General features: G+C 64.5%; 12 protein-coding genes. 4 read left to right on the top strand and 8 right to left on the bottom strand.

What is annotated here, in order from left to right; genetic code table 11:
• Positions 1-59: 59 nt before the first annotated feature.
• The 3 genes from AB2U09_RS18565 to AB2U09_RS18555 all read right to left on the bottom strand — a co-directional run bounded on the left by AB2U09_RS18565 (position 60) and on the right by AB2U09_RS18555 (position 4,098).
• Complete coding sequence (locus AB2U09_RS18565) at positions 60-1,463, bottom strand: oligosaccharide flippase family protein (RefSeq protein WP_459194220.1); 1,404 nt, start codon at positions 1,461-1,463, stop codon at positions 60-62.
• A gap of 98 nt (positions 1,464-1,561) precedes the next feature.
• Entirely contained in the window at positions 1,562-3,001 is a 1,440-nt protein-coding gene (locus tag AB2U09_RS18560; protein WP_459194219.1) for a sulfatase-like hydrolase/transferase, read from the bottom strand.
• Positions 3,002-3,060: 59 nt separating this feature from the next.
• Positions 3,061-4,098: a glycosyltransferase gene (locus AB2U09_RS18555; RefSeq protein ID WP_459194218.1), complete on the bottom strand. Its 1,038-nt coding sequence runs from the start codon at positions 4,096-4,098 to the stop codon at positions 3,061-3,063.
• Between the two features lie 139 nt (positions 4,099-4,237).
• Between AB2U09_RS18555 and AB2U09_RS18550 the strand changes: the two genes are divergently transcribed.
• Entirely contained in the window at positions 4,238-5,209 is a 972-nt protein-coding gene (locus tag AB2U09_RS18550) for an alkaline phosphatase family protein (protein WP_459194217.1), read from the top strand.
• A 27-nt stretch (positions 5,210-5,236) separates the two neighbouring features.
• Here AB2U09_RS18550 and AB2U09_RS18545 read toward each other — a convergent pair whose 3' ends face one another.
• The 3 genes from AB2U09_RS18545 to AB2U09_RS18535 form a co-directional block, all read right to left on the bottom strand.
• Complete coding sequence (locus AB2U09_RS18545; RefSeq protein WP_459194216.1) at positions 5,237-6,358, bottom strand: glycosyltransferase family 4 protein; 1,122 nt, start codon at positions 6,356-6,358, stop codon at positions 5,237-5,239.
• Between the two features lie 27 nt (positions 6,359-6,385).
• Positions 6,386-7,291, bottom strand: a complete 906-nt coding sequence (locus AB2U09_RS18540) for a hypothetical protein (protein ID WP_459194215.1) — start codon at positions 7,289-7,291, stop codon at positions 6,386-6,388.
• Between the two features lie 142 nt (positions 7,292-7,433).
• Entirely contained in the window at positions 7,434-8,288 is an 855-nt protein-coding gene (locus AB2U09_RS18535) for a TrmB family transcriptional regulator (protein WP_459194214.1), read from the bottom strand.
• A gap of 86 nt (positions 8,289-8,374) precedes the next feature.
• Between AB2U09_RS18535 and AB2U09_RS18530 the strand changes: the two genes are divergently transcribed.
• A complete protein-coding gene (locus tag AB2U09_RS18530; protein ID WP_459194213.1) occupies positions 8,375-8,542 on the top strand; it encodes a DUF8595 family protein in 168 nt (55 codons plus the stop codon).
• Positions 8,543-8,657: 115 nt separating this feature from the next.
• Entirely contained in the window at positions 8,658-9,728 is a 1,071-nt protein-coding gene (gene aglJ, locus AB2U09_RS18525) for an S-layer glycoprotein N-glycosyltransferase AglJ (protein ID WP_459194212.1), read from the top strand.
• A gap of 74 nt (positions 9,729-9,802) precedes the next feature.
• Here aglJ and AB2U09_RS18520 read toward each other — a convergent pair whose 3' ends face one another.
• The gene (locus AB2U09_RS18520; protein WP_459194211.1) at positions 9,803-10,132 is read right to left on the bottom strand and encodes a hypothetical protein; all 330 of its coding nucleotides are present in this window, start codon (positions 10,130-10,132) and stop codon (positions 9,803-9,805) included.
• Positions 10,133-10,287: 155 nt separating this feature from the next.
• Between AB2U09_RS18520 and AB2U09_RS18515 the strand changes: the two genes are divergently transcribed.
• Positions 10,288-11,982, top strand: coding sequence for a rhomboid family intramembrane serine protease (locus AB2U09_RS18515; protein ID WP_459194210.1), 1,695 nt, complete (start codon positions 10,288-10,290; stop codon positions 11,980-11,982).
• 39 nt (positions 11,983-12,021) lie between these two features.
• Here the strand turns inward: AB2U09_RS18515 and AB2U09_RS18510 are convergent, their stop codons facing one another.
• The gene (locus tag AB2U09_RS18510; protein ID WP_459194209.1) at positions 12,022-12,657 is read right to left on the bottom strand and encodes an METTL5 family protein; all 636 of its coding nucleotides are present in this window, start codon (positions 12,655-12,657) and stop codon (positions 12,022-12,024) included.
• Between the last annotated feature and the right edge of the window lie 128 nt (positions 12,658-12,785).

Here is a 12,785-nt window from a genome sequence, read left to right as displayed (position 1 = left end):
TCGAACTCAATGAAGCGACATATCCAGAAATCGACGCCACGTTCGTGTAACCGCGTCCATTAGACGTTCACGACGCGTCGTAGCTTTTCACGGACCCGACCGGAAATCCCGACGAGGGTCGAACCGTAGATCGCCGCTCCGGTTACGACGGCGAGAAGGGTCCCACCCAGTCCACCCGGCAACAGGGGAAGGATCGGCTGTAGGGCGACCGCCATCACGACGGCGGCGAGGAATTGGCGAGCGATCTCGCCGACCGGGAGTTCGACGTGGCCCACCTCGGCGACGAGGAGACGCCAGGCTACGAGCAGATACAGCACCGTCGACGAAAGGGTCGCGATAGCGGCCCCGTACCAGCCGATAGCCCAGACGAGGACGAAATTGAGGACGACGTTCGAGCCGAAGAACACGGCGTTGATCCGGAAGGCGACTTCGGGGTAATCGAGGCCATTGAGGGCACCGGCGAACTGGCTCCCGAGGCCCTGAAACAGGCGCGCAGCGATGAGTAACACCAGAATATTCGCACCGATCGCGAACTCGCTTTCGTAGACGGCGAGTACCCTGTCACCGACGATGAGTGCGCCGAACACGCCGGGAATGAGGAAGATACCGGCGAACATCAGCCCGTCGTTGATGAGGCTGGTCGCCCGGTCGTAGCGTTCGTCGGTTCCGAGTTCGCTGAACTCGGGGAACAGCGTCTTCTTTATCGATTTGTTCGCCAGCGAGAGAAACGAGGCGAGCGTCCACGCGGCGGTGTAGATCCCGACGAGATCGTCGCCGACGAACAGCCCGAGTACCAACACGTCCATCCAGTTGAGGGCAACACCTCGGAGGTTCCCGAGCCAGGAGTACTGTGCGAAACGACGCAGATCGGTGAAATCGCTCGCGCTCGGGATCACCAACCGGTCCCGAAGCAGGAACAGGCCGATCAGCGTGAAGACGAACAGTGAGACGATGTGTCCGTACACCAGTCCGATGACCAGCGCCCCGCCGAGGACGAACGCGACCTGGCTGATAAGTCGAAGGATCTGCTCGAAGGTCCCGAGCCAGCCGGAGATGGCGACGCGTTTGCGCCCGACGAACCCACTTTTGACGAGGTCGAAGACGATGTTCACCGCTAGCAACAGTATCAGGAAATGCGTCGCATCAGCCCCGAGATAGCTGTTGACGTATCCCTCGAGCGCGATGGCGACGACGCCGACTGCGACCCCGTATCCGAGGGCGGCGATCAGACCGGCCGAGAAATGGCCGGTTCGCTGGTCGGTTTCGGACATCCGCTTGGAGACCGCAGTCTTGATGCTATTGCTCGGAAGCTTCAGCCAGAACAGGAGCGCCAGTATCTGCGAGTAGAAGCCGACTCCACCGGCTCCGAAGTATCGTGCCGTGAACAGCGTCGTCCCGAACCCCGCCAGCGACCGAACGATCTGGGCGAAGAAATGCAACACTGCCGTCCGGTCACGTCGCATGCCCGAAGACGGGTCAGCGTCACCAATAATAGATGCGATTACCGACGATATCACCCGTGTGAACACATTTCAATCGGCATTACCGCCGTGCCAGCGGGTCAGCGGAGGTATCCCAGGTCGGAGAGTCGTTCCTCGACTTCCGTTTCCACGTCGCGGTCGTCCGCGCTCCCCAACCTGACAGCAGCATCGGAGAACGATCCAAAGACCGACTCGACGACCTGGTCGTCGGTGTCGCTCAGTTTCCGTGTCGTCTGCGCGTTCGGAATTTCCAGTGTGATCGCGTCGTCGCCCCGGCGGGCGTACTTTCGGACTCCGTCTCCCGATTCCGCCGGTCTGTAGACCGCCCGCCACGGACCGAAATACTTCTCGCGTTCGGACTCCTCGAGAGCGAGTTCGTCGCCCGGAGGGCGGATACGGAACGTGGAACTGACCACGTCGCCCGACGGGCTGAAAGCCGCGATCGGGTCCGCACCGTCGAGTGCCGCGTCGACCGCCGCCGGAAACTGCGTAAGCGAAACGGGGTCGCGTATTCTGTTCCCGCCGTCTGCTTCCGGCGTCCGGACGAGCAGCGGGACGTGGGTGAGCAGTTCGTCGATGCCGTAACTGTGGTGGCGCAGTCGGACCCCGGAATCGAGTTCGCTCCGCTCGGCGAATCCCTCGCCGTGATCGCTGGTGACGACCAGGAGTGTATCGTCGAGGACGCCTCGTGTCGCCAACGCCTCGACCAGTCGTTCGACCACCGCGTCTGACTGCCTGATCGTCCCGTCGTACAGCGGCTCCAACGCTTGCAGGTCCCGCCAGAACTCGTCGGTGAACGGGTCCGGGCCGTCAGCCGATTCCATGCGGTCGCGGGCTTCGTGGGCGGATTCGTCGCTCCAGCGGTCGTGTTCTGGGTCGGGGACGAACGGCGTGTGCGGGTCCATCAGGTTCAGGCAGGCGGCCCACGGTCCGTCACTGCCGTCGACCCACGACAGGAGGTCATCGACGTACGCGTCCCCGTGCTCCGAGTCGGGGTCCTGACTGCCTCCACGGGATTCGAATTTCTTGTAGATGCCGTTGAGAACGGATCGAACGGGCGCATCGTCGGCAAGTGCCTCTCTGAGATACTCCTTCGCGGTGAGACTGCCCTGGATATCCAGCGGAGCGAGCCCTTCTTCGAAGAGGCGGAAATTCGCTCGTTTGGGCCCGACGTAGGTATCGAACGAGTCGGCGAGGTTCGACGTCTCGGAGACGATGACGTTGGCGGTGAACAGACCGGTTTCGTACCCCGCTTCGGCGAGGCGGTGCCAGACGGTCGCTTCGGGTTTGACGAACGACTTGTGCTCGGTGGCGTTGTGTTGCTCGACGTGATACCCGGTGAAGATACTCACGTGGCTGGAGATGCTGTGGATGCTGGGGGCTCGCGCCTGGTCGAAGACGACGGCGTCGTCGGCGAGTTCGGAGAGGAAGGGCGTCGTCTGGTTGTCGTGCCCATACAGGCTACAGTTCTTCGCGCGAACGCTGTCGAGGATCACCAGCAGGACGTTTGGCGCGGGCATCTATCGGGTAGAACTTATCCGGATTCGATTTATATCTCGCGATTTGAAGGACGTGACGGTCACTCGACAGTACGGCCGAGCGAACGGTAGACGTCGCGGTGAATGGTCAATGCTCGATCCAGCGTGAGGTCCATCTCTTCCATCGTTTCGAGGCCTCGCCGGCGCTGTGCCGCGTAGTATTCCCGGTCTTCGACTAGCTCTCTGACCGTCTCCAGAACCGCTTCGGGCGTCCGCTCGGCCCAGACGTAGGTTCCGCGGTCTCGAAAGACGCGTTCGATCTTGCCGGATGCGGTCGTGATCATGGGCGTCCCACACGCGATAGACTCCAGTCCGACGTTCGACGTCTTGTCCTCTTTTCGGGGCGCGACGGTTACGTCGGCGAGGTTGTAATACTCCGGCAGTTCTTTGTTGTCGACGAATCCGGCGAACGTGAGGTCCTCACGGTCACGAAACCGGTCTTCCAGCGGACCGGAACCGGCCACGATAAACCGATAGGTATCGTCGTCAGCCGCCAGCCTGGCCATCTCGCTGACGAGATGGGCCCCCTGTCCCTCGTTGAGCGTCCCGACGTACAGCACGACGGTTTCGTCGTCGTCGATGCCGTGCTGGTGGCGTAGCTCACGGATTCGCTCGTCGTCGTACGGGTAGAACTGATCGCGGTCGATCGTCGCGGAACAGACGACCGTCTCGTAGCCGGCGCGGTCCCACTTCTCGTCGATCTCGAGTCCCTTCACCTTCACGTCGATCCCCAGAAGCCGGCCGAGATACCGATGGAACGGCGTCGGTTGGATTCCGGGGCCGACCCCGGCGACCAGCGGACCGTAGTAGACGAGTCTCACGAACAGCACTTGGTAGACGTTGATGGGGACGTGGACGACGTCAGCGTCGGCGAACGCCCGACGCGTCGTCAGGAGAGTGCGACCGAGATCTGAGAGCGAGATGTGGCGAACGTCCGCGTCGGCGGTGATCTTCTCGGGCTCGTTCGTGAGGACCACTACCTCTTCGTCGCCACTGGCAGCGATCCCGTTGATGATGTCTGCCGCTCGCGTCCGGGGGCCGGTTCCCGAGAGACGATAACAGAAGTACCCGACCTTCATACGGTAGCCCCCGAGAGAAGGCAAGAAAAGGGTTTTGACCCTCCGCTTGGGTCGTCCACTCCCCCCTTCGTCTGCACAGCGGCGATCGACCGTGTGAGAACCCGAACGAGTTTTCCTCTTTGCCATAGAACGTCTCGACATGACCGTCGTCGTCTTGGGGATCGACGCACTGGACCCGGATCTGGTCGATCCCGAGAAGCATCCGAATCTCTCGCTTGACCACCACCGGTCGATCGAGACGCTGGTCAGCCACACCGGTGAACCGAGCACGCACGAGCTGTGGCCAACTATCATTACCGGGCTCCCCCCGTCCGAACACGGTCTCGAGCTCGACGACGACGGCGTCGCGTGGGGGAACCCGTTGCTGGAAGCCGGTAGCACCGTCGCCGATTACCTCCTCCCGGACAGTCTCCAGACCCGACTCGGGGCGTGGCTGCTGACGAACACCAGCAGTGACGCTTTCCGAACGCCGGTGAGCTACTACTCGGAACAGGGAATCTCGACCGTGTTCGACGGCAGCGAGGCGACCGCCATCGGGGTTCCGAACTACGTCGTCGACCCCGATACCGGGGACCGCGAACACGCGCTACGGCGGAGTCTCGGCGACCTCTTCGAGCGCGACCCCGAGGCCGCTGGCGGTCACGCTACTTCCGATCTAGACGCGTTTTACGAACAGTGTCTGGAGATGGCGATGATCCGGATCGCTCGTGCCCGGCGGGCGACTCGCGGTGGCCGGCACGAACTCGCGTTCGCCTACACGAGCGGGCTCGACCTCATCGGTCACGTTACCAGCGATAGTCCCGACGTGCAAATGCGAGCCTACGGGGAACTCGACGAATTCGTCAGTGAGCTCCGCGCCGACCTCGCCGACGGCGACGAGTTGTTGCTCGTCAGCGATCACGGCCTCCAAGACGGCGTCCATACCAACGAAGCGATGGTCGCCGGAACGGACGAGGGGATGGTCGAGGCTATCGAGAGCGTCTTAGACGTTCGGGCTGCCATCGAAACCGAACTCGACCAGTCCGACCACACTGCGTCCAGCCGCGACGAAGGGCTGGCGATCGAGAGCGACAGGGTTCAACAGCAGCTCGAAGACCTCGGCTACACCTGAGCGGCCCCGTCTCGACTCGCTGGCAAATTACGACGTGATACTGCGGTAGAGGTCGCGGTATCGCGTTGCCACGTGTTCGACGGTGTATTCGCGTTCGACGAGTGAACGGCCTGCCGCGCCGAGTTCGGCCCGTCGGTCGGGGTCGTCGGCGAGTTCGAGGAGGCGCTCCGCGAGTGTCTCGTGATCGCCCGGGGGATGGAACAGGGCAACGTCGTCGTACGGCAGCCTGAACGGCGGAATGTCCGAAAAGACCGCGGGCGTCCCCGAGGCGAGCGCTTCGACGGCCGCCGCGCTGAATCCTTCCCACAGCGACGGCATCGCGTACATGTCGACCGCTGCGAGCATCGCGTACACCTCGTTGCGGTCGATGCGTCCGAGGAAGTGAACGGCGTCGTCGATCCCGTGTTGGACCGCGAGGTCGCGGAGATCGTCCTCGAGCGGTCCGTCGCCGGCTATCACGAGCTCGATCGCGCTGTCGGACCGTGATCGTGCGGCCGCGACGCCACGTATCAACGTGGCCTGGTCCTTCTGTTCGTCCATGAGTCCCGCAGTGCCGACGAGGATGGCGTCGTCGTCGGGCGCTACGGGACTCTCGTTATTCGAGATCTCGTCGAGTGAGAGCCCGCCCTCCGTGGCCGCATCGATCCGGTCGAGGTTGACTCCGTTCGGGATGATCTCGATCTGCCCGTCGGAGAGTAACCACCGCTCCCAGCGGCGAAACGACTGCCAGACGGCCCGGGAATTACAGACGACCCGGTCCGTCAGCGGGTTCGTCAGCCCGTTCAATACGAGGCCTTCGCGAGTGAATCCCCGACGCATGTTTCCCTCGCGAGAGACCAGCGGAATCCCCTCCCGGGCGGCGATCAGCTTCGCAAACGACCCGGAGTGGTTGTGATGGGCCTGTACGATGTCGTATTCGCGGAATATCCCGCGTGCTCGTCGGGCGGTTTCGAGGTCGATCCCGAGCCTGGTATCGGGCGCGTCGAGACACGTGACGCCGATACGATCGTCGCCGTGGAACCCGTTCGCGTTGAACCACGCGAGGATATCGACCTCGATATCCGTGTGGTCGACGAGAGTGCGGGCGATGTCCGCTGGGACGCTGGTCTCGTCGACGGCGTTCACGACGTAGCAGGCCCGGAGTGACATGAGTCGGGATTATCCGGTCGGGAGTTTTTAGTTTTCGACGTAGCCGAGTGCAGCGAGCCTGTCGGTGACGTCGTCGGCCCCGTCGGCGTCGCTCGACGGTTCGAAAACGACCCAGGGCACCGCCTTCAATCCCGGTATCGACACGCCCATCGGGTGTTCGACGAACCCCCGCTCGCCGAAAACCTCCCCGTGATCGGCACTGATGACGACGCGATAGCCCTCGTCGGCGGCGGTTGCCGCGAACTCGCTTGCGCGCTCCCACGCGAACCGGACTGACCGCTCGTACGATCGACGAGCGGTATCGAGGTCGAGGTAGCCGTTGGTCAGCAGCGCCTGTAGCTTCTCGTCGTGTAGCTCCTCGTCGAAGTACCTCGGGTGAAGTCCACCGGGAATCGGGCGAGTACGACCCCCGATGTTGCAAAGGTGTGGATAGTGCGGTTGCAGGGTGTGGACAACGACCCCGTCACCGTCGCCGAGACGCTCCCTCGCGGCCTCGTACAGCGGTTCCGGGGGGACTGTCGCGAGACCGTCGTCCCAGCTGTCTTCGAAGGCAGGGACGTGTTCGACGTCCCCCGGGAGGTTCGCATCGGACTGCGGATTGCCGCTGACGTAGACCGTCCCGTCGAAGACGCCGCGTTCGCGAGCACGCTTGAGGAATTCGGGCGTCGCACTGGCCGGGGACGTCGTCCGCCCGATGACTGCATTCGAGGCGACGTCGTCGAGCACGTCGTATCGGCACGCATCGAGGAGAACGACGACGTCCCACTCGATCTCGTCGAGGCGGTCGAACAGATCCGGTCGTCGATTCCGAGCAGGGAGGCGTTGCCAGAGCCACTTCCAGGCGCGGTATGGGAACGGTTCCGATAACGCCTCATCGGCCTGGAGATCCTCTCGCCACAGTCGCCATATCTTGGCGGGATTGGGGAGTCTCATAGCTGGTGGCCGTACCGACCAAAAACGCCACTACACCGGTACCCGTACTGCATCGGTTCTCCGTACCGACAGCACACAGATAAAGGACTCTGTTCGAGTTCGACCCGGTCGTCACGGGGCAAGGACGGATAAATTCGCAATATTACTGTCTGACTTCGCGGCTCTCGTGCTCCCAGATGAGATCGAAGTACCGCTTGAGACCGGCGACGAACGCCCCGTTGTCGGTGATCGCGGCCTGGCGCATGTGGTTGGGAACGTCTTCCTCCTCGACGAGGAGGATCGCCCCACCGGTCTCGTACTCCATGCTCGGGTCGGCGATATTGCCGCGGAACGGGAGCTTCCCGGTCGAGAACCGGATTTCGACAGACGGATACTCGGTTCGGATTCGCTCGACGATCCCCCGCTGGATCGCCGGTTCGTCGCGCGGGTCGGTCGAGAGGAACTCGGGGACGAGCATCAGGATCGAGACGTCGACGCCCCGCTCCAGCGCGTCGGCGAAGGCCGGTTCGACCGAGTCGAAGTACTCGAAGCTCTTGGTGACGACGCAGACGCGTTCCTCGGCGTCGTGGTAGAGCTCGCGGGTCTCGCGCTCGCTCGGCTCGCCGACGTCGACGACGTGGAACAGTTCCTCGGTGGGCGTGATGTCCTCGCTGGCCTGCTCGTAGCGGGGCTGGAACTCCGCGAGGAAATCCTCGCGGAAGCCCTCGATCGTGCCCGCGAACTGCTCGTAATCCTGTCGGTGGTTCTCGACGGCACGGTCGAGAATGGCTTCCGGGGGCTTGGGCTGGTACTCCTTCGGTCGCCCGGGGATGATCTTGATGAAACCGCGGTCCGAGAGCGAATCGAGGACCCCGTAGATCCGCGCCTTCGGGATGTCCGTCGCCTCGGCGAGGTTGGGTGCCGTCGTCCGACCGAGCGTCAGCAGCTTGCGGAGGGCCGTCGCCTCGTATTCGGTCAGGCCCAGCGTATCGAACCACCCGGTGTCCTCGCCACTCATAGTTCCCCCTGTGCCTCGCCGCCCCCAAAAGGGCGCCGAAAGGTTATTAACTGACTGGGGCGTGGTTACTCACGAACTGAGTAACTATGGCAGAGTTAAACCGCGCGGACGGCGATGCGGTCGTCGAGGGGGACGGCGAAGACGTCGAGGCCGAAGCCGGGCGATCGGAGACAGCCCACCTCGAGAACGTCGAGGACGGCTGTGGCTGCACGGAGATCTGGGAACATTTGAGCGACCAGCGCGACGAGGACTGACCGGTCGCCGCGTCCGCGGGGTGGCCCGCCTGCGGCCAGCGCGAAAACCGCTGGGCCGCGTATTCGACGGGCCGAACAGGGAACCTTTTTCTCCGGCAACGTCGAAGCGGGGACGATGGTCGAGTACGACGACGTCTGCGTGCTGGTGCCCACGCTCAACGAGTCCGAGACGATCGGACCAGTCGTCGAGTCGTTCAGCGCCGAGGGGTTCGAGAACATCCTCGTGATCGACGGCGGTTCCACCGACGGCACCCAGTCGATCGCCGAGGAGAACGGGGCCAGAGTCGTCCAGCAGCGCGGTTCGGAAGGGAAAGGCCAGGCCCTGCAGGAGGGGTTCGAGATGACCGACGCCCCGGTCGTCCTCATGCTCGACGGCGACCAGACGTACCGCGCCGAGGACGCCCGGGCGATGCTGGAACCCATCTTCGAGGGACGCGCCGACCACGTCATCGGCGACCGCTTCGCCGACATGGAAGCGGGAGCGATGACCCGGCTCAACCAGTTCGGAAACCGGGTCATCAATCGGGCGTTCGCGATTATCCACGGACGTGACTATCAGGACATCCTCAGCGGGTATCGCGCACTGACGCGGGAGTCGATCGACCGCATCTCGCTGACGGAGGACCACTTCGGCATCGAGACGGAGATGGCCGTCGAGTGCGTCAAACACAACGTCCGCACGGAGGTCGTCCCGATCACCTACTGCGCCCGGCCGGACGACTCGGAGACGAACCTCCGGCCGTTCCGCGACGGGGCGGACATCATCCTCACGCTCTACAAGATGGCGAAGACGAACAACCCGCTGTTTTACTTCGGGAGCGTCGGGGCCGCTAGCACGGTCATCGGTCTCGTCCTCGGTGCGTACGTCGCGTACGAGTGGATCGTCCCCCCGAAGACCTCCCACGAGGTACTCGCCTTCCTCGGCGGGTCGGCGATCATCTTCGGCGTGCAGTTGCTGATGTTCGGCGTCCTCTCGGACATGATCGTCACGGTCAACCGCGAGCAGACGCGCCAGCTCGAAGACCTCGCACAGCGGTTGACGGACAACGAGACGGTCGGGAGCAGGTCGGGCCCGTCGACCCGCGACGCCGTCTCCCGGAGCGGCGAACCCGGCGAGACATCCGTCGACGGCGCGGCAAACGGCGACTCCCGCGTGGAAGAGCCCTCGCAAGCCGAACAGGGATAGGCCCACTAGAAGGGATTCTCGGGGAGGTCACTTTCGACCCGGTCCGGACTGCCGACCGGCGAGACCGGCGACGATCAGAAGGGAACGAGCCCGCGGAGCTGTCTGAGCAGGCTGGTCGAGGCCGCCTGTCGCTTGCGCTCGAAGACGGGATGGAGGGCGTTGAGCAGGTCCGCCTTCGAGTCGAAGGACTCGCGGTCGGTCTCCGCGAGCGCCTCGCTGACCGCGATCTCGTTGCCCGCCGCGTCGTACGGGACCGTCGCCGTCCCGAACTGCGATTCGAGTTCGTTCGCCGAGGCGGGAAACTCCGGCTCAGCGCCCTCGAGCCGCGCGTCGAGCGCCGCGATCCCGAACTCGACGACGTCCGGTTCGTCGTCCACGTCGTTCGACGGTGGCCGAACTCCCATTGGCGAACACCACGGCGTCGCCCACCGAAAATCCTGTGCCTGCCGGGTTCGGCGGACGGCCTCCCCGCGACTCACGGGTCCACGTCGCCCGAATCACACGACCGAACGCCGACGGCGCCACCAAGGATAACTTACCGGGATACTTTGTGGTGCGTATGTTGCAGTCGTCGTCAGCGTCGGTCTCGCGGTGGATTCTCGGGTTGCTCCCCTGGCAGCAGCTGTTCCTCGTCGTCGCCGTCGTCGGCTCGATAGCCGTCGCTCGCCGCCTCGCGTCCAGCGAACTGGGATGGGGCGAGCGCCTGCGTCGCCGCTGGGTACTCGGCGTGCCGTGGGGGACGCTGCTGACGGTGCTGGGCGTCCTGATCGTCTACTGGGTGGTCCAGGGTGGGTGGGAGCACCCGCGGAGTCCGATGGTCGTCCCTTTCCGCTCGTGGTCGTACTTCTACCCGCTGGGGACGATCGTCGCCGGATTCGCCCACAACGGCGTCGGCCACATCACCGGGAACCTCACGGGAACGGTCCTGTTCGCGCCGATCGTCGAGTACTACGTGGGCCATTACCCCGACGAGCGCGGCTCGGAGTCGTTCTCGACGCCGCTGACCAACCCGTTCATCCGACTGCTCGCCGTTCCCGTCGGGTCAGTCCTTGCCGGGATCTTCACCGGGCTGTTCTCGCTCGGACCGGTGATCGGGTTCTCCGGCGTCGTCTACGCGTACGTCGGCTTCGGGATGGTCACCCGGCCGATCCTGACGGTGTTCGTCCTCGTCGCCGAGCGGGTCGTCGACCTCGTCTACGCCGGCCTGCGCAACCCGCTTGTCACCCGGCAGCCGCGGCCCAGTTTCAGTTCGCCGTGGTGGGCCGACATCGCGATCCAGGGGCACGCCATCGGTATCTTGCTCGGCGTCTGCCTCGGGATCGCCTTGCTCGCGCGGCGCGAGGACTACCCCAACCCGCTGTCCCTCTGGTTCGCGGCGCTCGTCCTCGGCATCCGCCAGTCGCTGTGGGCGATCTTCACCCCCATCGGGTCGAACACGTACGTTCTCTTCCGGGCCATCGGGGTGGGAACGGTCTTCCTGTTCGCGGCGCTGATCGCCGTCGCCGCGTCCGCGTCGAACCGGTCGTTGAAGCCCCAGCTAGGTGAGTCGGGTTCGGACCGACTCACCCGCGGGACGGCCGTTCGCGCCCTCGTCGCGGCGCTCGTCGTGCTCAGCGCCGCCGCCGTCCCGTTCGGCCTGACGACCATCTCCGGCGACCTGCCGGGCGACGCCTCGACCGTGGAGGTTCGCGACTACACCGTCACCTACGTCGAGGGGGTACCCAACCAGTACGTCTCGCTGGTCAATCAGTACCTCTTCGACGACGCCCAGGAGATCAGGTCCAGCGGAGTCGTGGTGTTCAGCGAACAGCGTCGCGTCTGGATCGAAGCCGTCTCGAAAGGACAGCTCGGTCACAGGGGCCGCGCGACGGTCAGAGTCGGCGGCCTCGGCTGGCGGGAAGCAGTGTACGCCCAGCGGGAGGGGTGGTCGCTCGTCGACAACGGCTCGGCCTACCAGGTGACGCTTCGCCGCGAAGGGGGACGGGCGGTGTCGGCATACCGAACGGACCGGGTCAGGGCAGCGCCGACGATCGCCGGACGGAACGTTTCCATCGAGCCGAGCCCGCAGGGGTTCGACGCGGTCGTCACTCGGAACGGATCAGAACTCGGTCGGGCGCCCATCCCTGTCGCGTCGAACACCACGGCCGTCGGCGGACTGGCGCTGAATCGCACTGACGGGGACCTCTTCGCGATCCACGACGACACTCGCGTCCGGGTCGCAAGCAAGTCCGTCCCGCGGGCGCGGCAGAACTAACCGCGAGCGAAAAGCAGAGCGCGTCTGGTAGGCTCTCGGTTACTCGGCTTCGTCGTCCCACTCGATGCGGAAGACTTCGACGTCGATGGTCCGCGATTCGGCGTCGTGGAACTCGAACTGGTGTGGCAGGTCGAGTTCCGCGGCGAACGCGTGCGTGACCGTCCCCCCGTTGTCGCCGGCGAAGGATTCGACGAACTCCTCGCTGCCGGCGTTGTGGATCGAGTAGGAGACGTCGCTGATCTCGGCCGCGGCGGCGAGGAACCCGCGGTCTGCGTGTTCGTTCCCCGACTGCGCGCCGAACGGCGGGTTCATCACGACTGTGGTCGGTCCCTCGGGGTCGAGAGGTACTTCGGTCGCGTCACCGCGGACCCATTCGACGTCGGCAGCGGCCGCGACTCGCCGCTCGTTCGCTCGCGCCGTCGCGAGCGGATCGGGGTCGAGGTCGACGCCCACGACGGTTTTGGGGCCCCGGAGCACCGCGCCGAGCGCGAGCATCCCGGTTCCCGTCCCGAGGTCGACGACGATCCTGTCCTCGATGTCGCCGTGCAGGTCGGCCGTGTGAATCAGGTGCGCGGCGATATCCGGCGGGGTCCGGTACTGTTCGAGGTCCACCCGCGGGTCCTCGAATCCGGCGACCACGCCGAGTTGCTGTGCGAGGCGTGTCTTCGTGCTCATGGTCCCCTCCGACGTCGCTGGCGCCCCCTCGCGGCCGTGACAGTCATCGGCTACTAATTTCTCCTGTGTATCCAAAAACGTTGTTGAATGCATAATAGTAATCTCTCGATGGCGAGCAGTCCGTTCGT

This window comes from Halosimplex yunnanense, assembly GCF_054504345.1.
Note: the sequence above shows the minus strand (reverse complement) of the source record. Positions and strands in the feature narration are given on the sequence as shown.